This is a genomic window from Myxococcus sp. AS-1-15 (assembly GCF_020037055.1).
Taxonomy (GTDB): Bacteria; Myxococcota; Myxococcia; order Myxococcales; family Myxococcaceae; genus Myxococcus; species Myxococcus fulvus.
The window spans coordinates 18,205-43,758 of record NZ_JAIQDF010000017.1; the positions used below are offsets into that span (position 1 = coordinate 18,205).

Below are 25,554 nucleotides of genomic sequence, written 5' to 3' on the forward strand. Positions count from 1 at the left end.
GGTGGCTCAGTCGTCGTCATCGTCATCGCCGTCGCCCGCGCCATCCCAGACGCTCCCGGCGGCCGCGGGCGTGGGGATGTCGAAGGTGCACTTCAGCTCGTCTCCACTCGCATAGCGATAGACGAAGTGGCCCTCGGCGTGATCATCCGCCAGCACCTCCACCGTCAACGTGCCGCTCGCGGGGACCCCCGAGCGCTCCGGGTAGCCCGTGCCGCTGCCCCCCGAGTCCGAGCGCGTGGGGCGCCAGCGCTTCACCCCGGAGCCCTCCTCGGGGGCCAGGGCAGCGCCGGTGTTGACGAGCTGCGCGGTGCGAGGGGCGTCGCCCCTGTCGAACGCCGCGCCATCCACGAGCTCGATGTCCACGCCGAAGTCGGAGAGCGTCGCCTGCCCGTCGGGCAGGTAGCTGATGAACAACAACGGGTCGATGACCCCGAAGCGGTCTCGCGTCAGGCGCGAGTACTCGCCGTCGATGGGCCAGTCCACCTGTTCTCCCTGGAGGGTTCCTCGACATTCCCCCCGGGCCTCCCGAGGATCTCCACAGGCCGTGGTAAGCAGGAGCGTGACGACACCCGGAACCGCCGCGCGACGAAGCCATGCGTTCATGCGGCCATCCTACGGGCCTTCGTCACTTTTCCCGCGTGGGTCGCGACCGCCTCCCTCCGTGCCGCGGTGCGTCCCGACGCACGCTCACGGGGGCGACAGCGGCAGGTCCTCGAGCCCCAGGGGAGGGTGGCCCGTGACACGCTCGACGTCGGAGGTGACGGTGGACATCTCCCCGGAGGCGATGGCCGTATAGGTGCTGACCCACGCGTCCACCTGCCACTGGGGCGCGCCGTAGTGGGCGCGCGAGCGGTAGGCCTCGTCGATGCTCTCGGCGTAGTAGCGGATGGGCCTGCCGAGCCTCCGCGTGAGCACCTGGGCGATGTCGTCGAAGCCCAGCGCCGCGGGGCCCGTCAGCGTGAGCGTCTGTCCCCGATGCGGCTCCGGATGGAGCAGCACGGCGGTGGCGACGTCGGCGATGTCCGACTGGGCGACGGCGGCGACGCGCCCGTTGCCCGCGGGTCCCCGGATGATGCCGTCCTCACCGGCCAGCATCGGCAGGAAGTCCAGGTAGAGGCTGTCGCGCAGGACCACCGACGCGAAGCGCTGCTCGCGAAGCTTCTTCTCGGTGGCCCAGTGGTCCCTGGCGAAGGTGAACGTCGCGTGGGGGGCCGCGCCCTGGAACGACGTGTAGACGAGCGTCTGGACGCCCACCGAGGCCGCGGTCTCGATGAAGGCGAAGTGCTCATCGAGCCGCGTGGGGGCCTCCTTCGCGGACACGAAGAGCACCGTCTTGATGCCCTCCAGCGCCCGGGAGAGCGCGGCCCGGTCCTGATACGTCGCGACGCGCACCTCGGCGCCGGGCAGGTGGGGGGCGCGCTTCTCGTCGCGGACGATGAGCCGCTGGGGGACGCCCTTCTCGGCGAGCTGTCGCGCGACGCGCCCGCCCAGCTTGCCCGTGCAACCGGTGACGGCAATCGATGGCTCCGCCATGGACTCTCCTTCGGGGTCTCAGTTCGACTGCGTCATCCGGATGACGGGCTTGAGCGTGTCGCCCTTCTCGGAGTCCTTGGCCGCCTCGTTGATCTGCGTCAGCGGGTAGAACTTCACCAGCTTGTCGAACGGGAACCTGCCCTGCGAGTAGAGGTCGATGAGCTGGGGGATGAAGACGTCCGGCACGCTGTCGCCCTCGACGATGCCCCGGATGCTCTTGCCGGGCACCATCAGGTCATTCACGTCGAAGCTCGCGGTGGTGCCCATGGGGGGCGCGCCCACGACGCCGCACGTGCCCAGGATGTCGAGCGCGTCCACGGCCTGCCGCAGCACCTTGGGGTGGCCGGTGGACTCGAGCGTGAAGTCCACGCCCTTGCCGCCGGTGACGCGGCGGATGAACTCCACCGCGTCCTCGTCCTGGCCGTTCACCGCGTGCGTGGCGCCCAGCTCCAGCGCGAGCTTGAGCCGGTGGGGCCTGGTGTCCACGGCGATGAGGGTGGTGGCGCCCGCGAGCCTCGCGGCCATGATGGCGGAGAGGCCCACCGCGCCGGAGCCGAACGCCGCGAACGAACGTCCCGCGGTGACCTTCATCGAGTTGAGCACCGCGCCCGCGCCGGTGGAGATGCCGCAGCCGAGCGGTCCGAGCAGCTCCAGCGGCACGTCCTTGCGCACCTTGACGATGTTGCGCTCGGTGGCGATGGCCAGCGTGCCGAAGGAGGACTGACCGAAGAAGTGGTCGTGCAGCGGCTTGCCCTCCTTCTGCGTGGCGGTGGAGCCGTCGATGCGCCCGCCGCCCATGTTGCGCGCGAAGAACTCGCGGCAGTAGGCCGGGTGCCCGGACTGGCACAGGTCGCACTTGCCGCAGAAGGTGAAGGCCATGACGACGTGGTCGCCCGGCACCACCTTGGTCACCCGGCTGCCCACGCGCTCGACGATGCCCGCGCCCTCGTGTCCGAGCACCGCGGGCAGGGGCACCGGGTAGTACTGGTCCCGGACGATCATGTCCGTGTGACACATGCCGGTGGCGACCATGCGGACGAGCACCTCGTCGGCCTGGGGCGCGTCGATGGTGACGTCCTCGAGTTGGAAGGGACCGCCCTTCTTCCAGACGACCGCGGCCCTGGCCTGGGTTTGCTCGCTCATGGACTTCGTCCTCCGTCGCTTTCGGTACCCGCCAACGGTACGGATGGCCCGGAGGGCGGGGGAACCTGCCCTGTGCCTCGAAGGGAGCGCGGGCAGGCCCGCCCGTGCCCGCCCGCCGGGACGGACGAGCCTCCAGGCATGCGCCGGGTGCCTCCTTCTCCCAGACGCGGAGGCGCGCACCTGGGCAGCGCGGTTCGTTTCCTCGAACCCTGTCGCTCGCCCTGCACGCGTGCGGGCCCGCCGCCGTGCCTGCGGGGGTTGTGACGCACGGCCCGGGCGCCCAGCGTGACGCGCAGAGGAGGACGTGTGTCCATGGCCCGACAAGGTGAGCGGCGAATCCGGTATGCGGTGGTGGGAGCGGGCAACCTGGCCCAGGTGGCCATCCTCCCGGCGTTCCAGAACGCGAAGGACAACTCGGAGCTGGTGGCCATCTTCTCCTCGGACCGGGAGAAGCGCGCGGCCTTGAAGAAGCAGTACGGCGTGGAGTGCGCCGGCTACGAGGACTTCGAGCAGGTGTGCCGCGACGCGCGCGTGGACGCCGCCTACATCGTCCTGCCCAACACGATGCACCGCGAGTTCACCGAGCGCGCCGCGCGGGTGGGCGTGCACGTGCTGTGCGAGAAGCCGATGGCGACGACGGTGGAGGACTGCGAGGCGATGATTCGCGTCGCGGACGAGCACGACGTCCGGCTGATGATTGCCTACCGGCTCCACTTCGAGGAGGCGAACCTGCGCGCCATCGAGTTGCTGCGCGCGGGCACGCTGGGCGAGCCGTCGCTCTTCGCCGCGGTGATGACGCAGCAGGCGCGGCCGGGGGACATCCGCACGCGCCAGGAGGTGGGCGGCGGGGCGCTGCTCGACGAGGGGCCCTATCCCATCAACGCCGCGCGCTACCTCTTCGGCGCCGAGCCCACGGAAGTCGTCTGCTTCACGCAGGAGGACCCGGACGCGCGCTTCGAGGGCGTGGACGGCACGGCGCTCGCGCTGCTGCGCTTCTCCGGCGGGCGGCTGGCGCAGTTCGCCATCAGCCACGCCGCGTCGGAGGTCTCCACCTACCGCGTGGTCGGCTCCAAGGGGGATCTGCGCGTGGAGCCGGGCTTCGGCTACGGCACCGAGCGCAAGCACTTCCTCACCGTGGATGGGAAGACAAAGGAGCGGAGCTTCGCGGACCAGGACCAGTTCGCGCCGGAGCTGCTCTACTTCTCGCGGTGCATCCTGGAGGGGCGCGAGCCGGAGCCGTCGGGCTGGGAGGGGCTGGCGGACGTGCGGGTGGTCGTCGCGCTCCAGGAGTCGGCGCGCACGGGGCGCGCGGTGAAGCTGCCGCCCTTCGAGCGCCGCGAGCGGCCGTCCATCGACCAGCTCATCACCCGTCCGGCCTTCACGCCGCCCGAGCCGGTGAACGCGCCGTCACCCACGCTGGAGTGACACGTCCAGCTCCGCGACCCGCTGGGGGGCCAGCCCGAGCAGCGCCTTGCCGAGGCGCGCGGCGGCGTCCCCCGCCTCCCTCCGCCAGGCGATGCGCCACGGCCGCTCCAGTGGCCCGGTGTCCAGCCGCCGCAGGACTAGGTCGCCGCGCGCGAGGTGGGGCGCGACGATCCACTCCGACAGCACCGCGACACCGAGCCCCGCCCGCGCCAGGTCCAGCAGGGCCTCCGTGAGCGGGATGCGCTCGACGCGCAGGCGCGGGCGCTCCCGGCCGAAGATCTGGTTCACGAACCAGACGTCCTGCGCCCTGGGGGTGTGCGACGTCAGCAGGGTGTGGGCCTTGAGGTCCTCGGCGGTGAACGTCTTTCGCGCCGCCAGGGGATGGGACGGAGCGACCACGAAGACCAGCTCGTCGTGGAAGAGCGGGCGCACCTCGAAGGTGGAGGAGCGGCGCAGCGGGGAGTTGGTGAGCAGCGCCACGTCGATGTCGCCCGCCTCGAGCGCGGGGAGCGGGGACAGCGTGTGCTCCACCGCCAGGTCCACCGTGAGCCGGGGGATGGAGCGGCGCAGCTCCATCAGCAGGGACGGCAGCCAGTGATAGGCCGTGTAGCACTCGCACACCAGCCGCAGGCGGACGGGCGGCGTGGCGGGGGTGCGCACCTCGCGCTCCAGCTCTCCCAGCTCGACCAGCAGCTTGCCGGCCCCGGCGACGAGCCGGCGCCCCGCGTCCGTGAGCACGAGCCCGCGCGGCGTGCGGTCGAACAGGGAGGCCCCCAGCTTGTCCTCCGCGGAGAGCAGGGCGCGGCTGACGGCGGGCTGGGTGAGGTGGAGCAGGGACGCGGCCTGCGCCGTCGTGCCGGCCGAGGCCAGCGCCATCACCACCCGCAGGTCCTTGATGTCCAGGCGGGTGCTCGGAGGCGGAGCGATGTCATCCATGCATCGAGCCTATGCCAAGGATGCGTTGGACGCATAGGGTGGGGAGGGGCAGAGTCACGGGCGTTCCCGAGGGGCATCCAGCCCCGCCTCGTGGAGGTATGCCCATGCAGCTGTATTTCCTGCCGATGTCCTGCTCGCTCGCGACCCGGATCTCCCTCTACGAGGCCGGCGCGGACGTCCGCTTCATCCCGGTGGACCGCAAGACGAAGCAGACCGCGGAGGGACAGGACTATCGCGAGGTCCATCCGCTGGCGCTCGTCCCGGCGCTGCGCAAGGAGGATGGGGCGCTGCTCTTCGAGAGCACCGCCATCCTCCAGTACATCGCCCACCGCTGGCCGGAGGCGAAGCTGGCCCCGGTGGACCCGCAGGGCCGGGAGCAGCTCCACCGCTGGCTGTCCTTCATCGCCACGGAGCTGCACAAGGTGGTGTTCGCGCCCGTGTTCGACCTGCACTCACCGAACGCCGTGAAGGAGTATGCGCTGGCGAAGGCGCCCGCGAGGCTCGACGTCGTGGAGCAGCACCTGTCGGGTCGCGAGTTCCTCCTCGACGCCTTCAGCGTGGCGGATGCCTATCTCTTCGTCGTCCTCAACTGGTGTGGCGCCACGACGCTGGACCTGAAGAGGTGGCCCGCGCTGAGCGCCTACGTGGCGAGGCTGCGCGAGCGCCCGAACTTCGCCAGGGCGGTGAAGGAGGAGTGGGCCCTCTATTCGGAGCGCAAGGCCGCGCAAACGTAGCCGCGGGGGGCAATCCAGTCCCCGCCGCCGGGACGACAGGCTTTGACAAGGGCGGGGTCTGGGATTAGGGATGGGCGCAACGCGCATCTGGGGGGCCGGGACGCGCGAGTGAGAGCCCATGACTTCTCGTCCCGTGTCCCTGTGCGTCGTGCTGCTGCTGGTCTCGTGGCTCGGCGCCTGTTCCTCCGGTGGACAGCCGCCCCCCCCCAATCCCTCCCGTGCCCCCGGGGTGGCCCGGCTCCAGCTCGACACGGTGGTGGTGGAGCCCGGCGCGCCGACGCCCATGCACTGCACCGCGTCCGACCCGGATGGCGACGCCGTGACGTATGTCTTCGACTGGGGCGGTACGACGAGCCTGGTCACCTCTCCGGAGGTCCCGAGCGGCACGACGTCCGGCGTGGTCGCGACCTTCGAGCGGGAAGGGACGTTCCAGGTCCGCTGCCGCGCGGTGGACTCCCATGGCACCGCGGGCGAGTGGTCTGCCGCGGTGGCGCTGACCGTCCGGGACGCCTCGCCGGCGGGCACCTGGGAGCTGCGGGTCCGCGTCGTGGGGAAGGGGCGCGTGACGAGCACTCCGGTGGGAATCGACTGCTCGGAGGCGTGTGACGCGCGCTTCGCCACCGGGACGCGCATGACGGTGGAGGCCGAGCCCGCCGAGGGGTGGCGCCTGCTGGAGATGAAACCCTGCCAGGGCGCGGCGCGAAGCTGCGAGGTGGTCATCGACGGCGACCGCTTCGTGACCGCGCTCTTCGCGCCGGAGACCGACGCGACGCTGTCCTGGCAGCGCTCGGGCGCGCGCCTGCCCGGGTCGCCGCAGTGGAGCCCCGACGGGACGCGGCTCACCGCGTTGGAGGGGACCTCGAGCGGCGGGCCGCTGCGCATCTGGGACGCGCGGAGCGGCGCGGTGACGCGGATGATCTTCGCGCCGGCCGACGCGCGCTTCGTCGGGCTCGCGTGGAAGCCGGAGGGCAACACGCTGGCCGCGGGGCTGTCGACGGGCCGCGTGGTCCTGCTGGACGCGGTGACGGGCGCCACGCTGCGCACGTGGGCCGTCCAGGGCGGGGCCGTGGAGGCGCTCGCGTGGAGCCCGGATGGCGCGCGCCTGGCCACGGCGACGAACGCGAGCAAGGAGGTCCATGTCTGGGACGCCGCCACCGGTGAGCGCGAGGGCGCGCCCCTGACGGCGGTGGACCGCGTGCGTGCGCTGACGTGGAGCCCGGATGGCTCACGGCTCGCGATGGAGGCGGGCCGGTGGGGCGGCGCCTTCTCGCAGTGGGTGGAGTTCCACGGCGTGGGGACGCGGACGCTCGAGGAGCTCTTGGAGATCCCCGGCGGCTTCGCGTGGAGTCCGGACGGGACGCGCTTCGCGGTGGGCTTCGAGGGCGAGGTCCGGGTCTACCTCACCGCGGGCTACCTCCTGGAGTCCACGTACAAGGGCGACTGGAGCCGGGCGACGCTGGTGGAGTGGAGCGCGAACGGGCGCTGGCTCGCGGTGGGCGACCCGATGCGCAAGCTGTTCGTGCTGGACGCGGCCACGGGCGCCGTGCTCGTGGATGCCAGCCAGACGCCGCCGACGGGCACCGCCACGGGCTACGACGCGCTGAGCTTCCATCCCACCGAGCCTCGCTTCGCGGTGGTGGATGACCTGCCCACGTCGGTCCTCGATGTCTTCACCCTGGAGCTGGACAAGGCGACGGTGGTCCGAAGCGAGCTGCTCGCGCACGACCTGTCGGTGGAGAATGTGGCGTGGAGTCCGACGGGCGCGATGCTCGCGTCCAGCGGGGGCGAGGGAAAGGTCCAGCTGTGGGGGCCCGGCGGTGAGTGGTTGCGGACGCTCACCCGCCCCGGCGGGAAGCGGGTGCGGGCGCTCGCCTGGAGCGCGGATGGAACGCGACTGGCGTCGGGAGGCGATGACGGCCTCGTGCATCTCTGGAACGCGGCGGACGGGACGCTCGCGCAGCTCCCCATCACCCAGTCACCGGCGACGCTGGCCATCGACCACGTCGGCCTGAGCCCGGATGGAACCCTGCTGGCCACGGCGGCGAGCTCGCCGGGTCTGCCCATCGAGCGGGGTGTCATCCGCGTCTTCCGTGTCGGCACGGGCGCGGAGGTGTTCCGCTTCCCGGAGGGCGAGCGGCGAGTCCTGTCGCTGCAGTGGACGCCCCAGGGCCAGCTGGTCGCCACCTTCGTGGACGTGGGCTGGTCCATCTGGAACCCCACCACCCGCGAGGTGTCGACCGTCCCGGCGCATGGCGCGGACCTGTTCCGCGCCGCGGCGCTGAGCCCGGATGGGACGCGGCTCGTGTTGGGCAACAACGTCGGCCTGTTCGTGCGCGAGGTCGCCACGGGCAGCCTCGTCATGTCGGCGACCACCTCCGTCTGGCCGCTGTCGCTCACGTGGAGTCCGGACGGGCGCCGCTTTGTGGGAGGGACCCTGGCTGGACAGGTCCTGGTCTGGGACACGGCCCGGTTCGAGAGCCCCGCCGAAGTCATCGGCTTCCACGAGAGGGGCGTCGCCGCCGTGTCGTGGCGCTCCGCGGAGGACCTCATCGCCACGGGCGGTGGTGACGTGGCCGTGCGGGTGTGGCGCTTCGCGCCGTGAGCCTCACCGGGGCCTGAGCGAGGCGTCCGGGGGGAGCTCGAGCCGCGAGCTCCCGTCATGCGTCGTCACGCGGAGGACCTCCCGGGGGTCGAACGCCTCGGCCAGCGACTCCGACGCCGTGCACAGCAGCACCTGGGCATGGCGCGAGGTCTCTCGCACGCGCTGGACGGTGTCCCAGATGGCGGCGGGCGGCGGGTCCGCGTCGGGGGCCTGGAAGAGCACCAGCGTCCCCACGTCCTGGGGCGTCCGGCCCTCCACTCGCACACCCCGCAGGAAGCACCGCATCTCCCACAGCACGCTCTCCAGGACGTTGCCCACGTACCAGCGCTCCAGGTCGTCGGTGCTCGTGCCCGCGGGGGGATCTCTCGACGGCTCCTGGGGGGCCAGCTCCGCCAGCGAGGACTCCTCGCGAGGCGCGTCCAGGTCCGGGTCCACCAGCAGCGCGGACAACCCGACGAGCAGGTCCGCCAGCTCCCAGCACACCCGCCACGTGTCCGTGCCCGTCCGCCGCAGCTCGACGCCGTAGTCGTCCGTCCGCAGGCCCAGCTGCAACCGGATGGACTCCCCCCCGGGCGCGGCCGGTGAGCCGCCTGCCTCCCTCAGGTGCCGCTGGAGCTGTCCCTCGGCCAGGGCCCGCAGCAGCTCGAACAGGTGGACGAAGTCGCGCGTCGCCGTCCCCTCGGTGTCCACCAGGACACAGATGGCGCCTGGGCGCAGCTCGACCTCCCGCAGGGAGCGGAAGCCCGAGACTCGGAGGCGGGTGAGGTCCGTCGGCATGCCCGCAGCCTATTCCAGCCGTCCGGATGCGGGAGATCCCTGATGCGGACCGGGACCGCGAGCATCGAAAGGGCGGCACTCCGGGTCGAGGTCCGCGCTCAACGTACGAAAGCCGACATCGTGCGCGAGGCGGAGGTGCGGGCCGTCGTCGGAGCCATGTTACGGGAGGCTTCCGCGTGTGGTCCCCCGCTGCCGGACGCGCTCTCCCATGACAGGTGTTCTCCCGTGCTGTGTGCGCGGACCTCGGGTCCGTCGGATGGTTTCCCAGGAGGGACAGTCCTCCTCGCGTGGAGGGCGTGAGTCGTGACTCCGCCTGCCCCGGACGGCTCGCGCTCGAGGGCCACGCGCTTCGGCCCGCTGCTGCCCACCGCCACCCTGGCGGGCTTCATCGTCGCGGCGCTCGCCATCTTCGTCATCGCCATCCTGTCGTACCGCTCGCTCGAGTCCCACGCGGACGCGGCGGCGCTGGTGCGCCACACGATGGAAGTGGTCGAGCGGATGAAGACGCTCCTGTCCACGCTGAAGGACGCGGAGACGGGCCAGCGCGGCTTCCTGCTCACGGGGGACCGCACGTACCTGGAGCCCTACACCAGCGCCAGCCGCGCCGTCTCCGAGCAGCTCGTGGGCATCCGCGAGAGCGTGTCCGACAACGCCGCGCAGGTGCAGCGGGTGGACGCCTTGAGGCCGCTCGTCGAGGCGAAGCTGGCCGAGCTGCAGGCCACCATTGATTTGAAGACGGGTGGGCAGGGGGAGATAGCCCTCGTGCGCGTGCGCTCGAACGAGGGCATCGAGCTGATGAACCGCATCCGCGTCCTCGTGGACCAGATGGAGAACGAGGAGCGGCGGCTGCTCGCGGACCGCACGACGGCGTTCCAGGCCTCGGCGACGCTGTCGCTGGTCATCAGCTGGCTGGGCGCCGCGGTGCTGCTGTCCCTGATGGGCATCTCCGCGTACATGACGTCCCGCGACTACCGCGCCCGCTCCATCCAGGGCTGGATGCAGCAGGGGCAGACGCTGCTGGCCGCGCGGATGCAAGGGGGGCCGGGGCTGGAGCAGCTGGGCGACCAGGTGCTCCAGTTCCTGGCCACGTACCTGGACGCGCACGTGGGCGCCATCTACCTGGCGGACGGGCTGGACCACTTCCACCGCTTCGCGGGCTACGCGCTGCCCGCCTCCTTCCCAGCAGGGGACTCGCGGCTGCGCCCCGGCGAGGGCCTGGCGGGGCAGGCGCTGAAGGAGAACCGCACCTTCCACGTGAAGGACGTCCCGGAGGGCTACCTGCCCATCAACTCGAGCCTGGGGCAGGGGCGGCCGCGGCACCTGGTGGTGTTCCCCACGCAGGTGGACGGCAAGGTGAACGCGGTGGTGGAGCTGGGCTTCCTGCACGCGGTGCACCCCTCGGACCTGGAGCTGCTCCAGCGGGTGGCGGAGCCCATCGCCATGGCGGTGCGCTCGGCCAATGACCGCACGCGCCTGGAGCAGCTGCTGGAGGAGACGCGGCGTCAGTCCGAGGAGCTGCAGGCCCAGCAGGAGGAGCTGCGCGCGTCCAACGAGGAGATCGAGGAGCAGAGCCGCGTGCTGCGCGACTCGCAGGGCCGGCTGGAGCAGCAGCAGGCGGAGCTGGAGCAGACCAACGTGCAGCTGGAGACGCAGACGCGCCTGTTGGAGCGCCAGCGCGACTCGCTCACGAAGGCGCAGGCGGAGCTGACGCAGAAGGCCACGGAGCTGGAGCGCACCAGCCGCTACAAGTCCGAGTTCCTGGCGAACATGAGCCACGAGCTGCGCACGCCGCTCAACAGCTCGCTCATCCTGGCCAAGCTGCTGGCGGACAACAAGACGGGCAACCTCACCGAGGAGCAGGTGAAGTTCGCGCAGACCATCAGCTCCGCGGGCAATGATTTGCTCGCGCTCATCAACGACATCCTGGACCTGTCGAGAATCGAGGCGGGCAAGGTGGAGGTGGTGCCCGAGGTCTTCAGCCTGCCGCGCTTCGTGGAGGGGCTGGGGCGCTCGTTCCAGGTGCTGGCCCAGGAGAAGAAGATTGGCTTCTCCACGCGCGTGGACCCCGGGTGCGCCGAGTCGCTGGAGACGGACCCGCAGCGGCTGGGGCAGGTGGTGCGCAACCTGCTCGCCAACGCGCTGAAGTTCACCGAGCGGGGCGAGGTGTCGCTGCGCGTGTCGCCAGCGGGGCCGGGGCAGGTGTCGTTCGCGGTGAGCGACACCGGCATCGGCATCCCCGCGCACCTGCAGGGCCTCATCTTCGAGGCCTTCCGACAGGCTGACGGCAGCACGCACCGCAAGTACGGCGGCTCGGGGCTGGGGCTGTCCATCTCCAGGGACCTGGCGCGGCTGTTGGGCGGCGACGTCACGGTGGTGAGCGAGGCGGGGCGGGGGAGCACCTTCACCGTCACGGTGCCGGTGGTGCTCGCCACGTCGGGCACGGGCGCCAGGCCCGAGGCTTCTGCCGAGCCCTCGTCCACGCAGTGGGTGGCCAACGCGGTGGCCCAGCTGCCGGCGCCGTCGGAGACGGACGGCGTCTCGGGGCTGAGCGCGTCCATCGAGGATGACCGCGAGCGGCACACGCCCGGCGCGCGCCTCATCCTGGTGGTCGAGGACGACGTGCGCTTCGCGGAGATTCTGAGGGACCTGTCCCGGGAGCTGGGCTTCCTGTGCGTCGCCACGGACCGGGGCGGGGCGGCCTTCGACGCGGCCGTCGCATACCAGCCGAGCGCCATCCTCCTGGACATGAACCTGCCGGACCAGTCCGGGTTGATGGTGCTGGACCACCTCAAGCGCGACCCGAGGACGCGGCACATCCCCGTGCACGTCATCTCCGTCACGGACGCCTCGCGCGAGGCGCTGGAGCGCGGCGCGGTGGGCTACGCGCTCAAGCCCGTCAAGCGCGAGCAGCTCATGGCGGCGGTGCGCAAGCTGGAGACGCGCCTGTCGCCGGGCGTGCAGCGCGTGCTGGTGGTGGAGGACGACGCCCGCCAGCGCGAGAGCATCGAGAAGCTGCTGGAGAGCGAGGACGTGCGCATCGACAGCGTCGCCACCGCGGCGGAGGCGCTGGAGCGGCTCCAGCAGAACACCTTCGGCTGCATGGTGATGGACCTGAACCTGCCGGACCTGAGCGGCTACGAGCTGCTCGAGCAGATGGCGGAGCTGGAGACCGTGTCGTTCCCGCCCGTCATCGTCTACACGGGCCGCTCGCTCACCCGCGAGGAGGAGCAGCGCCTGCGCCGCTACTCCAAGTCCATCATCATCAAGGGTGCGCGCTCGCCCGAGCGGCTGGTGGACGAGGTGACGCTGTTCCTGCACCAGGTGGAGTCGAAGCTGCCGCCGGACCGGCAGCGGATGCTCCAGGTCGCCCGCGACAGGGAGGCGGCGCTGGACGGACGGCGCATCCTGGTGGTGGAGGACGACGTGCGGAACATCTTCGCGCTCTCCAGCGTGCTGGAGCCCCGGGGCGCGAAGGTGGAGATCGCCCGCAACGGCCGCGAGGCCCTGGAGCGGCTGGCGGACAGCCTGGCGCAGACGACGCAGGGCGTGGACCTGGTGCTGATGGACATCATGATGCCGGAGATGGATGGCATCACCGCGATGCGCGAGATCCGCAAGCGCGCCGAGTGGCAGAAGCTGCCCATCATCGCGCTCACGGCGAAGGCCATGCGCGACGACCAGGAGAAGTGCCTGGCGGCGGGCGCGAACGACTACATCGCCAAGCCGCTGGACGTGGAGAAGCTGCTGTCGCTCATCCGCGTCTGGATGCCCAAGGCCTAGGCCGGGCCTGCTTCCGCGCATGGACTCCATGGCCCAGGACATCGAGCTGAGGCTCCTGCTCGATGCCATCTATCTGAAGTACCACTACGACTTCCGTCGCTACGCCACCGTGTCGCTGCAGCGGCGGCTGGTGCTGGCGGCGGAGAACTTCGGCTGCAAGACGCTCTCCCAGCTCCAGGACCGGCTGCTGCACGAGCCGCTCGTCTTCCCGGCGCTGCTGGACTACCTCACCGTGCAGGTGAGCGAGATGTTCCGCGACCCCTCGTACTTCCGCGCGGTGCGCGAGTCCGTGGTGCCGATGCTGCGGACCTATCCGTCGCTGAAGCTGTGGGTCGCGGGCTGCTCCACCGGCGAGGAGGTCTACTCGCTGGCCATCCTGCTGAAGGAGGAGGGCCTGTTGGAGCGCACGCTCATCTACGCGACGGACATCAACCCCGGCGCGCTCCAGAAGGCGGAGGCGGGGGTGTATCCGGTGGACCGCATCGCCACCTTCACCCAGAACCACGTGGCGTCCGGCGCGCGAAGCTCCCTGTCGGACTACTACACGGCGGCGTACGGCAACGCCGTGTTCGACCGCTCGCTCAAGAAGCATGTCGTCTTCTCGGACCACAGCCTCGCGACCGACAGCGTGTTCGCCGAGGTCCAGTTCCTGTCGTGTCGCAATGTGCTCATCTACTTCGACCGCGAGCTGCAGGAGCGCGCGCTGGGGCTGTTCAAGGACTCCCTGTGCCGCAAGGGCTTCCTGGGCCTGGGTGCCCGCGAGTCCATTCGCTTCTCCCAACACGAGTCGGCGTTCTCGGTGGTGTCCCGGGACGACCGCATCTTCCAGAAGGGGTGACCGGTGATTGCTCCCAGGAAGGAGAACAAGGAGTCGTCGCCCGCGGTGAAGTGCCTGCTCGTGGATGACCTGGAGGAGAACCTCATCGCGCTGGACGCGCTGCTCAAGCGCGACGACGTGGAGGTCCTCCAGGCGCGCTCGGGCGCCGAGGCGCTGGAGCTGCTGCTGGAGCACGACGACGTGGCGCTGGCGTTCCTCGACGTGCAGATGCCGGAGATGGACGGCTTCGAGCTGGCGGAGCTGATGCGCGGCATGGCGCGCACGCGGCACATCCCCATCATCTTCGTGACGGCGGGCTCCACCGACAAGCGGCGCCTCTTCAAGGGCTACGACACGGGCGCGGTGGACTTCCTCTACAAACCGCTGGAGCCGCTGGTGCTGCGCAACAAGGCGGAGGTGTTCTTCCAGCTCCACCGGCAGAAGCAGCAGCTGGCCCGCCAGCTCGACGAGCTGACCGAGACGCTGCGGCTCAACGAGATGTTCACCGCGGTGCTGGGCCACGATTTGCGCAACCCCTTGAGCGCCATGCTCACGGCGGCGGACCTGCTCCAGCGGCGCTCGGAGGACGAGCACGTCCGGAAGACCGCGGGCCGGATGCTGTCGAGCGGCAAGCGCATGGGGCGCATGATCGAGGACGTGCTGGACCTGGCGCGGGCGCGGCTCGCCGGTGGCATCCCGCTCCGACGTGGGGAGACGGACTTCGGCGCGCTGGTGCTGCGCATGGTGCAGGAGCACCAGTCGGCGTCGACGCGGCCCACCATCGAGGTGTCCCAGCAGGGAGACCTGGTGGGGGACTGGGACTCGGACCGGCTCGCGCAGGTGGCGTCGAACCTCATCGGCAACGCGCTCCAGCACGGCGACGCGAGCGCGCCGGTGCAGCTGCGGCTGGACGGGACGGACGTGGACGCGGTGCGCTTCTCGGTGAGGAACCTGGGCGTCATCCCGCTGGACCTCCAGCCGCACCTGTTCGACCCGTTCCGGGGCGGCGCCCAGCGACGAGGGCGCACCGGCGGCCTGGGGCTGGGGCTCTACATCGTCCAGCAGATCATCCAGGCCCACCACGGCGCGGTGGAGGTGGAGTCGGGCTCCAGCCCCTACACCGAGTTCCGGGTGAGCCTGCCGCGCCGGGGCACCGAGGTCATCAAGCTGTAGCGGCGGCTATTCGCCGCGCAGCACGTCGTTGACGCTGATGCCGCGGCCCTTGGGCAGGAGCGCCTCGAGCGCGGCGGCGTCCTCGGGCTTGGGCGTCCACAGGCCGGCCTTGGCGTTGGCGCGCACCTGCTCGGCGGAGGTGGCGCCGGCGATGACGGAGGCCACGGTGGGCCGGGCCGCCAGTCCCCCCATGGCCACGTCGAGCAGGGAGAGGGAGCGCTCCTTCGCGAAGGTCTCCAGCTTCTCGATGGCGTCGAAGACCTTGTCGGCGAGCAGGCCGCCCATGTTCCACTGCTTCACGCGGGTGTTCTCGCCCGCCTTCGCGCCGCGCTGGTACTTGCCGGTGAGCAGGCCGCTGGCGAGCGGGAAGTAGGGGAGCAGGCCGATGCCGTGCTCCTGCAGCGCGGGGACCAGGTCCTCCTCCACGCCGCGGCCGATGAGGCTGTACTCGTTCTGGGCGCTGATGAAGCGCTCCATCCCGCGCGTGCGGGAGAGCCACTCGGCTTCCGTTACCTGCCAGCCCTTGAGGTTCGACGAGCCGATGTAGCGGACCTTGCCCTCGCGCACGAGCTCGGTGAGCGCGCTCAGCGTCTCCTCGAGCGGCGTCGCCGGGTCGGGCCAGTGCAGCTGGTGCAGGTCGATCCAGTCCGTGCGCAGCCGCCGCAGGGAGCGCTCGATGGCGCGGCGGATGTAGCGGCGCGAGCCGCGCGCGCCCCAGTCCGCGCCGTTGTCTCCCTTCAGGTCGCTGCCGAACTTGGTGGCGAGGATGACGTCGCCCCGGCGCTTGCCCAGCGCCTCGCCCAGCAGCTCCTCCGACGTGCCGTAGGAGTCCGACGTGTCGAACAAGGTGATGCCGGCGTCCAGCGCCGCGTCCACGACGGCGCGCGTGCCCTGCGCGTCGATGCGCAGGCCGAAGTTGTTGCAGCCCAGGCCCACCGTGGAGACGGTGAGGCCGGAGCGGCCGAGGCGGCGGTAGGTCATCTGGGTCATACGGGCTCCTGTGACTTCGGTGGCGGGGGAGGTGGATGACGTGGCGTGGCCCCGCCCGTCAAGGCGCGAGCGTGTGGCGCGGGGCCCGGCGCTGGTTTTCACACGAGGGACTTCCCGGCACCGCGAGGCGATGTACGCGGGACGCGGCCGCGCTCTTGAAGCTCGATGACCGTGGGACGCTGGCGGCCGGCAAGCGCGCGGACTTCGTGCTGGTGGAGGGCCACCCCGCGGCGGACATCCTGGACACCCGCCGCATCGTCGGCGTGTGGCACCGGGGCAAGAGGGTGAGTGGCGGTGTGGAGGAACTCACGCCCTGAGCAGGAGGGGCTCCCCGCGCCCTCGTTGCCATGGAGCGCGAGACGCAGCCCTCCGTCCCGGGGTGAAGTGGCCCCGCGCGCGTTCGTCCTCCGCGCGGAGCCGTGGCGGGTCCGCAGGCTCACTCCGTCCCGCTGAGTGCGGGACGGAGCCGTGAGCCTCAGGCCGCGCCGCCCTCGGTGTACAGGCGCTTGTGGTCGCGAATCTCCGTGAGGCGGAACGCGCCCGGGGGCGGAGCCTTCGTCTCGGGCGCATCCGAGCCCAGCTTCATCAGCCGCTCGTACTCCTCGATGGGCACGCGCTCGCGCCGGGCCAGGACGGTGTCCAGGTCCGCGCGCGCCATGCGCTCGGCGGCCTTCTCCCCGACGACGCCGGAGAAGAACTCCGCCATGCAGCCGCTGCCGTAGGACAAGAGCCCGATGCGCTGGTTCGCGAGCTTCGCGCCCTCGCCATGCAGCAGCCCCGCGAGCGCCAGGTACAGCGACGCCGTGTACACATTGCCGATGCGCGCGTTGAGCCCCAGCGACGAGGCCACCTGCGCGTCATAGCTGGCGGCCGACTTCGCCAGCTCCTCGCGAGCCTCCGGCGTCCCAACCTTCGAGTCCTTCGCGTCCTCCAGATCACACAGCCGCAGCTGCGTATGCGCCTTGCGCGCCATCTTGCAGAAGGGCACGTGGTAGGCGATGCGCGCCAACTGCTCCCCCGGCAGCGAGCCGGACCAGCGCACCAGCCCCGCCGCCAGCGCCTTCTCGCGCCAGCCCCGGTACGCGCCGGACAGCGCCTCCAGGTAGCAGTTGATGGAGTAGTGCCCGTCCACCACGGCCTCCCGCCGGCCGATGGGCCGCCAGAAGTCATACACATCCATGGTGCACGTGCCGTTGAGCCCCACGTCCAGAGCCAGCAGGTCCGGCTGCTCGGACACCAGCAGCGCCACCGCGCCGCCTCCCTGCGTCGGCTCGCCCGCCGTGTTCAAGCCATACCGGGCGATGTCCGCGCACACCACGATGGCGACCTTGCCCGCACCCGCGCCGGAGGCGATCCACTCCGTCGCGGCCATCAGCCCCGCGGTGCCGCCGTAACAGGCGTGCTGCGTGTCATACGTGCGCATCGTCCGCGGCAGCTTCAGCAGACCCTGGACGTGGGACGCGACAGGCTTGGAGTGGTCGATGCCCGTCTCCGTGCCCACCACGAGCATGCCCACGCGCGACGGGTCCACGCCCTGCTGCCGGATGAGCCTCGCCGCCGCCGTGGCGGCCAGCGCCACCGTGTCCTCACCCGGGTCCGTGACGGCCATCTCCCGAGCGCCGAGCCCCGAGGTGAACTTCGCCGGGTCCACGTTCCGGGCGCGCGCCAGGTCCTCGATGTCCACGTACCGGGAGGGCACCGCGACCGCCAGGGCCTCGATTCCAACTTTTCTCTGCATGGGCTTCCTCATTTCCAACTCGAGCGTCGATGTCTGGGGTTGCAGGACTTTTTCTGCTCACGCCTCTGGCGGCACCAAGACCAACCGGCCCGCCACCTCGCGGTTCTCCAGTCGGAAATGCGCCCGCGCTGCTTCAGCCAGCGGAACCGTGTCCGTGACGAATTGGCGCACCCCGCCCGTCGCCGTCAGCCGGAGTGCTTCATCGAGCTCGGCCTGATTCGTGGCATACGCACCGATGATCTCCAGCTCCTTGACGATAATGAGCCCGGGATTCACTTGCACGAGCCCCGACTCCAGATTGCCCACCACGACGAGCCGGCCGCCGGGAGCCATGGCCTTGAGCGTCTGGTCGAAGGTGGCGCTGCCGACGATCTCCACCGCGAGGTCGACACCTTGGCCCTGCGTCCGCTTGCGCACCTCCGCCGCGAAATCCAGCCCCCGAGACAGGATGACCTCATCCGCGCCGGCGGCCCGCAAGGGCTGCACCTTGGCTTCGCCAGACGTCACGGCGATGACTCGCGCTCCGTCCAGCTTGGCCAATTGCACCGCGGACATTCCCACGCCGCCGCTGGCCCCGGTGATGAGCACTGTTTCGCCCGCCCGGATGCGACCGCGCGTGCGCAGGGTGTGCACCGCCGTGCCCGTGGTGCAGCACACCGTGGCGGCCTCCGTCCAGGGGAGCGACGACGGCACGCGGCCCAGTCCCGCGACGGGCGCCACCATGAACTGGGAATACCCGCCCGGCAGCTCCTCGCCGAAGAAGCGGTTGTCCGTCTTGCACAGACTGTTACGCCCGCTGCGGCACAGCGCGCAGGTGCCACAGGACATCCGCTGGAGCGTCGCCGCCCGGTCGCCTGTCTTCCACCCCGGTGTCTCAGGCCCCACCGCGACGACTTCACCCGCGGCCTCGTGGCCGAGAATCGCTGGCACGTGGGTGCGAGGCAGGTTGCCGCGACGGTTGATGACATCGTGATAACAAACCCCGCAAGCGTGAACCCGCAGCAAGACCTCACCCTTGCCCGGTGCGGGCACGGGGACGTCCTCCAGCTTCAAGTTGCCGGCTTCACCAAAACTGCGCAGAACAATGGCCTTCATCTCGTACCTCCGCGAGACACAAAAGTCGAAACAGGGATGTCTGGATTCAGCGACCGACGAGCTGGTCTCGCAGGCCGCGAGGGTCCAACGCGCGGATGGCGGCGACGGTGCGCGCGTCCGGCAGCGGGGTGATGGTGAGCGAGTCGTCCACCGTGAAGTCGAAGCCCGTGCGCTCGGCGATGTCCTCGGTCGAGGCCCACGGGTGGCGCGCCGTCAGCCTTGCGCCGGAGGCGCCCAGCTCGAAGACGCCCAGGTCGGAGATGAGCCGCACGTCGCGGCGCGGGTCCCGGGTGGTGGCCACCTGAACCTCGGGCACCAGGTTGCGGCGGGACTGGCGCGGCACCAGCAACACGGGGCGGTGGACCCACTGGCGCAGCGTCGCGGCGCCGGCCACGCCGGGGAACTTGGTGCGCGGGTGCGCCAGGCTGCCGCTCGCCGTCATGTTGGTGCTGCCGGTGGCATCGACCTCGGCGGCGCCGAAGAAGACGGTGTCCACCCGGCCCCGGCGCGCGTGGTCGAACAGGTCGGGGATGGTGATCTCCGCCGAGCGCCCCTCCAGGTAGCCCAGGTCCTCGGAGGAGGGGAGCAGCGAGGAGATGTCCGGGTCCAGCGAGCCCACGCAGGCCAGGTACGTCAGGCCCGGCGCGTGCGTGGCGCGGGCCACGGCGATGGCGAGGATGGCCAGCGGCGAGGCGACGCCCGTGGCCACCACGGCGCCGTCGTCAATCTGTCGCGCGAGCAGGGAGACCACGGTCTCCGCGGGGGTGATGTCCAGGGCCGCGCTCATGCCGCCCTCCGCGTCTTCAGCGAGGCGAGGAACTCCGCCTCCTGGCCCGTCTCGGCGAGCGACAGGTAGCGCGCGAGCATCGCGTCGTCGTGGGGATACAGCCCCGCGCAGCCGGTGGGCAGCGCGCCGCCGGGCGCGAGGACGATGCGGTCCACCTGGAAGCCGGGGATGGTGGCGCGAGGCAGCTTCGTCACGCGCTCCTCCACCGTGGCAATCACGCGGCGCGCGGCGCCCGCCACGAGCAGGTCCGTGGTGGGGTCCTCCATGTACAGGTTGCCGCGCTCGTCCGCGGCGCGCGCGTGGATGAGCGCCACGTCCGGGAAGTACGCGGGCTCCACCGGGACGCTCTCACCGGTGAACGGGTCCACCACGGTGCGTGGCGGCTCGGCTTGCGCCAGCCCCGACACATCGGCGTCCGGCGCGGGGATGAAGGGCAGGCCCATGGAGGCGGCGCGCAGGCGCTGGACGACGCGGTAGCCGTCATGCTCGCGCCACGACAGGGTGCCCTGTTCGATTCCCCGCTTGATACAGGGCATGGGGCGCACGCGGCCCTCCAGGCTCAGCGCGCCGAAGGCGATGTCCAGGTGGGCCAGACACCCGCCCGCGACGAGCAGCTCGGCGGGCAGCGGGTTGGGCAGCGAGATGAGGCGAAGGCCGCGGCGCTCCTGGGCGATGAGCTCCATCACCAGCGCCATGGGCGCGCGGCCGAGCATGAAGCCGCCCGTGGCCAGCGACGCGCCGTCGGGGATGGACGCGACGGCGTCTTCCAGCGAGCACCAGCGCGCGGTCTTCACGTCCCCTCCGTTCCGGAGCGAGACACCATGCGCAGCGAGGACACCCCGGGCTGGCCATCCACGGCGGCGGCGACGATGGGCGGGAAGAGCAGCTCCACCATGCCGTCGGCGATCTGCTCATCCGAGAGGCGGCCGTCGGGCTTGAACCACTTGTAGACCCACAGCACCATGCCCAGGAACGAGAACGCGCCGATGGTCGGGTCCACGGGACGGATGCGCCCCTGCTGCGCGGCCTGCGAGAAGGCCTCCTCCAGGAAGTCGACGTAGCGCTTCTTGCGGCTGTCGATGAACGCGCGCGCCTCACCGGTGAGCGTGGCGTGCTCGTGGAGGATGATGATGACCTCCTTGCTCCACCCGCGCGTCACCAAGAGGATGTTGTGGCGCATGCACGCGCGCAGCCGCTCCACCGGGTCCGCGATGTCCTGCACGCGCGACAGGACCTGCTCCTCGAACAGGTCCATCCCGTAGTTCATGATGGCGAAGAGCAGCTGCTCCTTGTTCTGGATGTGGTGGTAGAGCCCCGCCTTCGTCATCCGGCACGCGGCGGCGATCTCCTGCATCGAGGTGCCTTCGTAGCCGCGCTCGCAGATGAGCCGCGCCGCCGTCTCCAGGATGGCCTTGTAGCGCTCGCCTTCATCCGGCTTCCGTCCGCTATGCGTCACGTGTGCCTCGTCACGGTGGACTGTAAAGTTTTCAAAAGCCACGACCTACCGACCGGTAGGTAGCACCGGTCGACGCGAGGTGTCAACGCGCTCGTGGGTCGGGGATTGTGGGCTCCGCATAGGAGTTTCAGTGGGTTGGGGAAGCGCTGGGACTTCGGGGAGGGGATTGCGCGCGGGGTATTCGGGTTGCGGAGAGCGAGCGGCCTAACGTGGTGGGCTTCCCTCGTCACACCCGTGGAGGTCGGCATGCGTCCGAGCGTGTTGTGGGCCGGTGCGGTTTCCTTGCTGTTGTCGACGTCGGCGTACGCCCAGCGAATCACCCCGGTTGAAGGCCGCCGTTCCGTCTCCGCGAGCTTCCTGACGGTGGACGCGGCGGGCCAGTCGGAGGACTCGGACTTCGTGGAGACGGAGGGGTTCGAGTCGTTCAACGCGTCCCTCGCGTTGTCGGCGTCGCCGCCCCAGGCTCCGAATCCGCGACTGGACGCGACGGCGGGTGGGAGCCAGTCGTCGGAGATGTCGGAGCGACGCATCCGGGCCTCGCTGAGTGCCTGGGCCTCTGGCACCGCGGTGGATGCCTCCGCGCGGGGGCAGGGCACCAGCAACGCGGACATGTACCTCACGTTCGAGTTGAACCGCCGCGCGCGCTACAGGGCGTTCGTGACGGTGTCGGCCTGGTCGAACGCGAGCAACGGGGGGCAGTCCTTCGGTGGTGTCTCGACGTTGTTGCATCTGGCCAATCTGGAGAGCGGGGTGCCGGTCCTGTCCTTCGATGTGTCTCCTTCGGAGAGCGACACGGAAGAGCTCGCGGGCTGGCTGCCGGCCGGGCCGTACACCTTGCAGGGCGATGTCTCGGCCTCGGTGGATGCGAGAGGGCCCGCGTCGGGGGGCGTGTCGGGGGCGTGGAGCATGGACCTGCTGCTGTATTGCTCGTCGGACTTCGACGCGAACGGCGTGGTCGACGTGATGGATGCCGCTGCCTTCATGGCGTACTGGGGCAGTGGTTCCCTGTGGGCGGACATCGACGGGAACGGCGTGGTGAATCAGGTGGATCACGACGTGTTCCTGCTCGCGTACGGCCGAGGTTGTTGAGCGGACGCGAGGTGCGTCCCGGGTCCTGAATCCCTGTTCGGAGCCGATGCGGGGAGTGCGACGCCGCCGTCCATTCGGGATGCCGGCGCGGCGGTGGCACGACTGGCCGTCCGCCGTGCCGTGTCCCGGTGATGCCTAGCTTGATGAGGCTTCGCGCTCGGGGTGCTCCCGCGCGCGTCGTGGCATCGGACGGTGGGGTGGGGAGGGGGATGACGGTCATGGCTGCGCGTCGACAGGCGGACATCCTGGTGGTCGGTGGAATCAGCACGGACTTCCTGGTCCAGGGGCCTCGGCTCCCGAGGCAGGGGCAGAACGTGGAGGGGCACCTGTTCCTGGAGAGCCTGGGAGGAAAGGGCGCCAACGCCTCGGTGGCCGCCGCGCGCCTGGGGGCCCGGGCGACGCTGGTGGGGCGGGTGGGCGCGGATGCCCGGGGACTCGGGCTCTTGGAGCAACTGGAGGGCGAGGGCGTGGACACGCTCGCCGTGACGAGGGACCCGGGCGCGAGCACGGGCGTCGTGCTCGAGATGGTGGATGAGTCAGGGCACCGGCAGAGCCTGTCCGCGGAAGGGGCCAACCGACGGATGCGAGTCCCCGACGTGCTCGCCGCCGAGGAGCGAATCTCCCGCGCGGATGTCCTGCTGGTGCAGCTGGAGGTCCCGCTCGAGGTCGTCGTCGCGGCGGTCCATGTCGCGCGGGCCGCGGGGACGCATGTGGTGTTGGACCCGGCGCCGCCCACGGCGCTGCCCGAGGAGCTGCTCGAGGCGGTCCATGTCATCCGGCTCAATGACCTGGAGGCGGAGGTGCTGACGGGCGTCGAGGTGGTGGACCGCGAGTCCGCCCGTCAGGCGGCGGAGAACCTGTTGCGTCGGGGCGTCGGCTCCGCGGTGGTCGCCGCGCCGCAGGGCAACCTGCTCCTCGGGTCCGAGGCTGAGCTGTGGTTGCCCAACCTCCCCGTGGACTGGGTGGATACCACGGGGGCGGGAGATGCCTTCTCCGCGGCCCTATGTGTGGCATTGGGTGAGCGGCGCTCTCTATCCGACGCGGCCCGCTTCGCGCACGCCACGTCGGCCCTGGCCACGATGCGGCTGGGGGCGCTGTCGGGGCTGCCGAACCGCGAGCAGGTGGAGTCCTTCATGGCGCGTCTGGCCATGTCGGCGCTGTCGGGCGAGTCGGCCCGGTGGTGACGGAGGCGCCAGCGCCCGTCGCGGGTCTCTGGCTCAGGCCGCTCGACGGGCTCGGATGCAGATGAACCCGGGGGCCTGGGACAGCTCTTCGAACAAGCGTGGGTCGGCGACCTTCATGTTCGTTCCCGCGGACGGTGTCTATGAAAGCAAGCGGTTTGCTGGCTCGGCCCTGGCGACCTCCAAGGCCGTGTTCGTCGCTTTCTACAAACGCACCCAGCATGTGAAGCTCGGGAACCTGACGGAGAGCTTCGAGGAGGGGATGAAGGCCGCGCGTGCGGCCCAGAGCAAGTACCTGGTCCGGCCGACCCTCGTGCACTGGGAGGACCGCGCCACCCAGTGGTCAGGGAAGCCTGATCAGATCGACGTGAAGCTCGAGTTGATCGACGTTGCCACGGGAAAGGTCGTGAACAGCACCCGCTTGAAGGCGACGAGCGAGAGCATGTCGCACATGAGCAGCCGCCCGGAGGCCCTGCTGCCGAAGCCGCTCGAACAGTTCGTGTCGTCGCTCTACTGAGGCTCGGCCCGCGGTTGCTCCGCTTCCAGCGCCTCGTACACGGGGCGCACCCAGTTCTCGGCCGCCTTCCGTGAGGCTTCGCTGACCGCTTCGGCCTTCTGCCTCGTGTCGTCCTCGAACGGGAGCACGGGGTTCTTCGCGTCACGGGACGCGGCCTGGGTCAGCAACTCCAGCTCGAGGGCATCAGGCTCCAACCCGAACAGCTCCACGAGCCGGGACACGGCGGTGTCCTGGAGCCCCCGGTGGTTCAGCAGCAACGCCGGTGACTTCCGCGCGCGATAGCCTTCCAGCCCCGCCTGGCATAGTCGCGCGAGGACCCGTGCGCCGTACTCCTCCAGCGACAGCTCGGACAACTGCGCCGTGCCGAGCCCCACGCGTGCGGGCTCCAGCACCCCCGGCAGCATGTGCGCGCCCCGGTGCTTCTGATGTGAGGCCATGACCTCCACCGGGTCCCGATACATGAACAGCCACGGCACCCCGGGAAACGCCCGCTCGAGCAACGGCAGCTCCAACACGTGCCACGCATCCAGCTTGAGGAACACCGCCTGCTCCTCGGGGTTCCGCTTCTGCCCCAGCCCGGCCACCACCGCGCGCAGCCACTCGATTCGCCGCGCCTCATCCACCCACGGGAGCCGCGAATGGATGCGCAGCACCGTGTCCACGGGGGCTGCCTCGGACAGGACGATGTGGCGGGGCAGCGACGCCAGCAGTTGCGCGAGCAGCGTGGAGCCGCAGCGGGACATGTGGAACACGAGCCCTCGCACCGGCAACCCCGGGTGCGACGTCTGTCTCTCCACCAGCGTCTCCATCGACGTCCGATGTCGGAAGAGCAGGGGGAACGGATGCCGCAGCCGGCGCTCCAGCGTCTCGTCGAAGAACGGGTCCGTGAAGCGCTGGCTCCCCAGGTGACACCAGTCGACCCAGGGCTGCTCACCCTCGACCTGCAGTCGTGCTGGTATCCACCCGTCCAGCCGCGAGCTCATACCCACGTCCCCAGCCACCGCTTGCGCTCCTCGCGCATCAGCTCGCGAAGCTCCGCCTCCGTGAAGTGACAGCCCCGCTCCGCCCCCAACCGGATGGCGAGCGCGATGAACCCAGGCACATCCTTCGGCCCGCGCAGCGCCTCCTGGAGCACCCCGTCCTCCAGCACCCGCACGCGGAAGCGCTCGAAGTCCTCAAGCGACACGAGCGCCGCCTTCCTCCGTCGCGGCCCTCGCGAAGACGTCCCGCAGCCAGTCATCCACCACGCAGTCGAGCACCAGGTGCACGCGGTCCGTGTCCCCGGAGTTGTCCACGCGGTGGGGCAGGTTGAAGTTCAGGTACCAGCACTCCCCGGGCCTCATGTCCACGCGCTGGCCCGAGAGCACGAAGCTCACCTCCGGATGCGTGACGATGGGGACGTGGATGCGCACCTCGCCATCCTCGAACGCCAGGTTGTAGTCCGTGTGCTCGCGGATGTTCGCGCGGGCCGCGAGCTTCAACAGCCGCGCCGAGCCGATGGGACACCGGAACATCGCGAGCGCCTCCCGGAACGCGGGGTGACGCCCGAGCAGCGGCGTGTCCGCGTACTCCTGTCGCGCGGTGGGGTCGGGGTAGATGCGCCCCTCCATCCCTCCCACCGAGCGCAGCGGGACGCCGCTCCACTCGCCCTCGTAGAAGCGGGTGTTGAAGTGCGGCACCCACGCCTCCGAGGGCACCCGCGCCAGCTCCTCCTGGAGACGGCTCACGTCGAAGCGAAGAGGCAATCGCAGCCGGTCGGGCACGGAGGGCGGGGCCATGAG

The 25,554-nt window shown here is 70.7% G+C and carries 24 protein-coding genes; 10 read left to right on the forward strand and 14 right to left on the reverse strand.

Annotated features, from left to right (window positions below; genetic code table 11):
- Nucleotides 1–6 precede the first annotated feature (6 nt).
- From K8625_RS34925 to K8625_RS34935, 3 genes are all read right to left on the reverse strand, one after another.
- Complete coding sequence (locus K8625_RS34925) at nt 7–603, reverse strand: hypothetical protein (protein ID WP_141325854.1); 597 nt, start codon at nt 601–603, stop codon at nt 7–9.
- Between the two features lie 84 nt (nt 604–687).
- Entirely contained in the window at nt 688–1,533 is an 846-nt protein-coding gene (locus tag K8625_RS34930) for an SDR family oxidoreductase (protein WP_223785124.1), read from the reverse strand.
- A gap of 18 nt (nt 1,534–1,551) precedes the next feature.
- A complete protein-coding gene (locus K8625_RS34935; protein WP_223785125.1) occupies nt 1,552–2,676 on the reverse strand; it encodes an NAD(P)-dependent alcohol dehydrogenase in 1,125 nt (374 codons plus the stop codon).
- Nucleotides 2,677–2,988: 312 nt separating this feature from the next.
- Here K8625_RS34935 and K8625_RS34940 point away from each other — a divergent pair, with 312 nt between their 5' ends.
- Complete coding sequence (locus K8625_RS34940; RefSeq protein WP_223785126.1) at nt 2,989–4,101, forward strand: Gfo/Idh/MocA family protein; 1,113 nt, start codon at nt 2,989–2,991, stop codon at nt 4,099–4,101.
- Here K8625_RS34940 and K8625_RS34945 read toward each other — a convergent pair.
- Nucleotides 4,084–5,037, reverse strand: a complete 954-nt coding sequence (locus tag K8625_RS34945; protein ID WP_223747583.1) for a LysR family transcriptional regulator — start codon at nt 5,035–5,037, stop codon at nt 4,084–4,086. The genes K8625_RS34940 and K8625_RS34945 overlap by 18 nt on opposite strands.
- 104 nt (nt 5,038–5,141) lie before the next feature.
- On the opposite strand from K8625_RS34945, the gene K8625_RS34950 reads away from it, so the two are divergent.
- Both K8625_RS34950 and K8625_RS34955 read left to right on the forward strand, forming a co-directional pair.
- Nucleotides 5,142–5,771, forward strand: coding sequence for a glutathione binding-like protein (locus tag K8625_RS34950; protein WP_223785127.1), 630 nt, complete (start codon nt 5,142–5,144; stop codon nt 5,769–5,771).
- Between the two features lie 118 nt (nt 5,772–5,889).
- A complete protein-coding gene (locus tag K8625_RS34955; protein WP_223785128.1) occupies nt 5,890–8,373 on the forward strand; it encodes a WD40 repeat domain-containing protein in 2,484 nt (827 codons plus the stop codon).
- Between the two features lie 3 nt (nt 8,374–8,376).
- Here the strand turns inward: K8625_RS34955 and K8625_RS34960 are convergent, their stop codons facing one another.
- Nucleotides 8,377–9,150 carry a hypothetical protein gene (locus tag K8625_RS34960; protein ID WP_223785129.1) on the reverse strand — a complete coding sequence of 258 codons (774 nt, stop codon included), beginning with the start codon at nt 9,148–9,150 and terminating at the stop codon, nt 8,377–8,379.
- A gap of 303 nt (nt 9,151–9,453) precedes the next feature.
- Here K8625_RS34960 and K8625_RS34965 point away from each other — a divergent pair, with 303 nt between their 5' ends.
- The 3 genes from K8625_RS34965 to K8625_RS34975 are packed head-to-tail and all read left to right on the forward strand — an operon-like array spanning nt 9,454 to nt 14,920.
- Nucleotides 9,454–12,930 (forward strand): response regulator, encoded by a 3,477-nt coding sequence (locus tag K8625_RS34965; RefSeq protein WP_223785130.1) that lies wholly within the window; start codon nt 9,454–9,456, stop codon nt 12,928–12,930.
- A 28-nt stretch (nt 12,931–12,958) separates the two neighbouring features.
- Nucleotides 12,959–13,768: a protein-glutamate O-methyltransferase CheR gene (locus K8625_RS34970; protein ID WP_223747588.1), complete on the forward strand. Its 810-nt coding sequence runs from the start codon at nt 12,959–12,961 to the stop codon at nt 13,766–13,768.
- A 3-nt stretch (nt 13,769–13,771) separates the two neighbouring features.
- A complete protein-coding gene (locus K8625_RS34975; RefSeq protein ID WP_223785131.1) occupies nt 13,772–14,920 on the forward strand; it encodes a HAMP domain-containing sensor histidine kinase in 1,149 nt (382 codons plus the stop codon).
- A 6-nt stretch (nt 14,921–14,926) separates the two neighbouring features.
- On the opposite strand, the gene K8625_RS34980 is transcribed toward K8625_RS34975, so the two are convergent.
- Nucleotides 14,927–15,910, reverse strand: coding sequence for an aldo/keto reductase (locus K8625_RS34980; RefSeq protein ID WP_223785132.1), 984 nt, complete (start codon nt 15,908–15,910; stop codon nt 14,927–14,929).
- 35 nt (nt 15,911–15,945) lie between these two features.
- On the opposite strand from K8625_RS34980, the gene K8625_RS34985 reads away from it, so the two are divergent.
- Nucleotides 15,946–16,227, forward strand: coding sequence for an amidohydrolase family protein (locus K8625_RS34985; protein WP_223785133.1), 282 nt, complete (start codon nt 15,946–15,948; stop codon nt 16,225–16,227).
- A 158-nt stretch (nt 16,228–16,385) separates the two neighbouring features.
- On the opposite strand, the gene K8625_RS34990 is transcribed toward K8625_RS34985, so the two are convergent.
- From K8625_RS34990 to K8625_RS35010, 5 genes are read right to left on the reverse strand one after another with little or no spacing between them, the layout of a single operon-like run.
- Complete coding sequence (locus tag K8625_RS34990) at nt 16,386–17,648, reverse strand: hydroxymethylglutaryl-CoA synthase family protein (protein WP_223785134.1); 1,263 nt, start codon at nt 17,646–17,648, stop codon at nt 16,386–16,388.
- A 57-nt stretch (nt 17,649–17,705) separates the two neighbouring features.
- The gene (locus K8625_RS34995; RefSeq protein ID WP_046714462.1) at nt 17,706–18,743 is read right to left on the reverse strand and encodes an alcohol dehydrogenase catalytic domain-containing protein; all 1,038 of its coding nucleotides are present in this window, start codon (nt 18,741–18,743) and stop codon (nt 17,706–17,708) included.
- Between the two features lie 46 nt (nt 18,744–18,789).
- Nucleotides 18,790–19,530, reverse strand: a complete 741-nt coding sequence (locus tag K8625_RS35000; RefSeq protein ID WP_223785135.1) for a CoA-transferase subunit beta — start codon at nt 19,528–19,530, stop codon at nt 18,790–18,792.
- Nucleotides 19,527–20,324: a CoA transferase subunit A gene (locus tag K8625_RS35005; protein ID WP_141325865.1), complete on the reverse strand. Its 798-nt coding sequence runs from the start codon at nt 20,322–20,324 to the stop codon at nt 19,527–19,529. The genes K8625_RS35000 and K8625_RS35005 overlap by 4 nt, the downstream gene beginning before the upstream one ends.
- Nucleotides 20,321–20,986 carry a TetR/AcrR family transcriptional regulator gene (locus K8625_RS35010; protein ID WP_223747595.1) on the reverse strand — a complete coding sequence of 222 codons (666 nt, stop codon included), beginning with the start codon at nt 20,984–20,986 and terminating at the stop codon, nt 20,321–20,323. The genes K8625_RS35005 and K8625_RS35010 overlap by 4 nt, the downstream gene beginning before the upstream one ends.
- A gap of 246 nt (nt 20,987–21,232) precedes the next feature.
- Between K8625_RS35010 and K8625_RS35015 the strand changes: the two genes are divergently transcribed.
- From K8625_RS35015 to K8625_RS35025, 3 genes are all read left to right on the forward strand, one after another.
- Nucleotides 21,233–22,075 (forward strand): hypothetical protein, encoded by an 843-nt coding sequence (locus tag K8625_RS35015; protein WP_223785136.1) that lies wholly within the window; start codon nt 21,233–21,235, stop codon nt 22,073–22,075.
- A gap of 218 nt (nt 22,076–22,293) precedes the next feature.
- Entirely contained in the window at nt 22,294–23,259 is a 966-nt protein-coding gene (locus tag K8625_RS35020) for a ribokinase (RefSeq protein WP_223747597.1), read from the forward strand.
- A 55-nt stretch (nt 23,260–23,314) separates the two neighbouring features.
- Entirely contained in the window at nt 23,315–23,773 is a 459-nt protein-coding gene (locus tag K8625_RS35025) for a DUF4823 domain-containing protein (RefSeq protein ID WP_223785137.1), read from the forward strand.
- Here K8625_RS35025 and K8625_RS35030 read toward each other — a convergent pair.
- Genes K8625_RS35030 through K8625_RS35040 form a run of 3 tightly spaced genes read right to left on the reverse strand, consistent with a single transcriptional unit; the run spans nt 23,767 to nt 25,551 of the window.
- On the reverse strand, nt 23,767–24,756 hold the full coding sequence (locus K8625_RS35030; protein WP_223747599.1) for a sulfotransferase family protein: 990 nt from the start codon (nt 24,754–24,756) through the stop codon (nt 23,767–23,769). The genes K8625_RS35025 and K8625_RS35030 overlap by 7 nt on opposite strands.
- On the reverse strand, nt 24,753–24,959 hold the full coding sequence (locus K8625_RS35035) for a Nif11-like leader peptide family natural product precursor (protein WP_223747600.1): 207 nt from the start codon (nt 24,957–24,959) through the stop codon (nt 24,753–24,755). The genes K8625_RS35030 and K8625_RS35035 overlap by 4 nt, the downstream gene beginning before the upstream one ends.
- Nucleotides 24,949–25,551: an aspartyl/asparaginyl beta-hydroxylase domain-containing protein gene (locus K8625_RS35040; protein ID WP_223747601.1), complete on the reverse strand. Its 603-nt coding sequence runs from the start codon at nt 25,549–25,551 to the stop codon at nt 24,949–24,951. The genes K8625_RS35035 and K8625_RS35040 overlap by 11 nt, the downstream gene beginning before the upstream one ends.
- Nucleotides 25,552–25,554: the final 3 nt, after the last annotated feature.

Excerpts from the sequence above, each read along its gene's own strand:
- K8625_RS34925 (WP_141325854.1), bottom strand. The coding sequence starts at position 603 with ATGAACGCATGGCTTCGTCGCGCGGCGGTTCCGGGTGTCGTCACGCTC.
- K8625_RS34930 (WP_223785124.1), bottom strand. The coding sequence starts at position 1,533 with ATGGCGGAGCCATCGATTGCCGTCACCGGTTGCACGGGCAAGCTGGGC.
- K8625_RS34935 (WP_223785125.1), bottom strand. The coding sequence starts at position 2,676 with ATGAGCGAGCAAACCCAGGCCAGGGCCGCGGTCGTCTGGAAGAAGGGC.
- K8625_RS34940 (WP_223785126.1), top strand. The coding sequence starts at position 2,989 with ATGGCCCGACAAGGTGAGCGGCGAATCCGGTATGCGGTGGTGGGAGCG.
- K8625_RS34945 (WP_223747583.1), bottom strand. The coding sequence starts at position 5,037 with ATGGATGACATCGCTCCGCCTCCGAGCACCCGCCTGGACATCAAGGAC.
- K8625_RS34950 (WP_223785127.1), top strand. The coding sequence starts at position 5,142 with ATGCAGCTGTATTTCCTGCCGATGTCCTGCTCGCTCGCGACCCGGATC.
- K8625_RS34955 (WP_223785128.1), top strand. The coding sequence starts at position 5,890 with ATGACTTCTCGTCCCGTGTCCCTGTGCGTCGTGCTGCTGCTGGTCTCG.
- K8625_RS34960 (WP_223785129.1), bottom strand. The coding sequence starts at position 9,150 with ATGCCGACGGACCTCACCCGCCTCCGAGTCTCGGGCTTCCGCTCCCTG.
- K8625_RS34970 (WP_223747588.1), top strand. The coding sequence starts at position 12,959 with ATGGCCCAGGACATCGAGCTGAGGCTCCTGCTCGATGCCATCTATCTG.
- K8625_RS34980 (WP_223785132.1), bottom strand. The coding sequence starts at position 15,910 with ATGACCCAGATGACCTACCGCCGCCTCGGCCGCTCCGGCCTCACCGTC.
- K8625_RS34985 (WP_223785133.1), top strand. The coding sequence starts at position 15,946 with ATGACGTGGCGTGGCCCCGCCCGTCAAGGCGCGAGCGTGTGGCGCGGG.
- K8625_RS34990 (WP_223785134.1), bottom strand. The coding sequence starts at position 17,648 with ATGCAGAGAAAAGTTGGAATCGAGGCCCTGGCGGTCGCGGTGCCCTCC.
- K8625_RS34995 (WP_046714462.1), bottom strand. The coding sequence starts at position 18,743 with ATGAAGGCCATTGTTCTGCGCAGTTTTGGTGAAGCCGGCAACTTGAAG.
- K8625_RS35000 (WP_223785135.1), bottom strand. The coding sequence starts at position 19,530 with ATGAGCGCGGCCCTGGACATCACCCCCGCGGAGACCGTGGTCTCCCTG.
- K8625_RS35015 (WP_223785136.1), top strand. The coding sequence starts at position 21,233 with ATGCGTCCGAGCGTGTTGTGGGCCGGTGCGGTTTCCTTGCTGTTGTCG.
- K8625_RS35020 (WP_223747597.1), top strand. The coding sequence starts at position 22,294 with ATGGCTGCGCGTCGACAGGCGGACATCCTGGTGGTCGGTGGAATCAGC.
- K8625_RS35025 (WP_223785137.1), top strand. The coding sequence starts at position 23,315 with ATGCAGATGAACCCGGGGGCCTGGGACAGCTCTTCGAACAAGCGTGGG.
- K8625_RS35030 (WP_223747599.1), bottom strand. The coding sequence starts at position 24,756 with ATGAGCTCGCGGCTGGACGGGTGGATACCAGCACGACTGCAGGTCGAG.
- K8625_RS35040 (WP_223747601.1), bottom strand. The coding sequence starts at position 25,551 with ATGGCCCCGCCCTCCGTGCCCGACCGGCTGCGATTGCCTCTTCGCTTC.